This is a genomic window from Peribacillus sp. P4_C12 (assembly GCF_056402095.1).
In genome coordinates this window covers 1-748 of record NZ_JBFUIB010001063.1, presented here as the reverse complement: position 1 = coordinate 748, position 748 = coordinate 1, and the positions used below count along the sequence as shown (strand labels likewise).

General features: G+C 34.4%; 1 pseudogene. It reads right to left on the bottom strand.

What is annotated here, in order from left to right:
* Nucleotides 1–511: 511 nt before the first annotated feature.
* A pseudogene (locus AC1DUW_RS31305) lies at nt 512–748 on the bottom strand (amino acid:proton symporter); the annotation flags it as partial.

Below are 748 nucleotides of genomic sequence, written 5' to 3'. Positions count from 1 at the left end.
GCAGCCGCTATCTTCACTGCTGGGTATGACGATAAACCAGGTGTGAAATAAAAGGAATAAAAAATCCTTTCTTATAATTCCCAAAAAAGGGGACAGCAAATTAAATTTGCCGTCCCCTTTTTTGCGCCCCCTCATCAATACAAGCAAATAAAAGCACTTTCGAAGTTCTACTATATATATGAGAATGGCAGTGACTACACATACTATTTGGCAAAAAAAACAAAACTGAAAAAGCGATTTAATTTTTTAGCGAGCTTCGTTAATTTAAATTATCCATTTTTATACAGTTGGTATCATTAACGAATTGGCTCTGGCAAGAATAATTGTATTTGACTGTACAGCGTTAAACACGAGACTGCAAATAATCCACCGCTTCTTTAAGCCTTTTTTCAAATAATAAGCTGGATCACCTCGCAAGCCGTTTTTTTCTTTTTTTATTAAATATAAAAAAACACCTCCATTGATTCCATACATATTGGAGTATGCCAACCAAGGAAGTGTTTTTCATATTTTATACAGCGTTCTTTTTTTCCGATTGAGATGCCATGTTGTTCTCCTCTATTGATCTCAAGTCATCGTTTACTTTCTGTCCTTGTTCCAAATATTCTGTTTGGAATCCACTCTTTATTGCCCAACTATAAAACACAAGAGATAAACATGTAATTAAAACCATATCCCAACCAAATGGAATTACGTTTAGTCCACCAAACTTTTCACTTCCTAAGTATGAAATGGTCATCATACATAG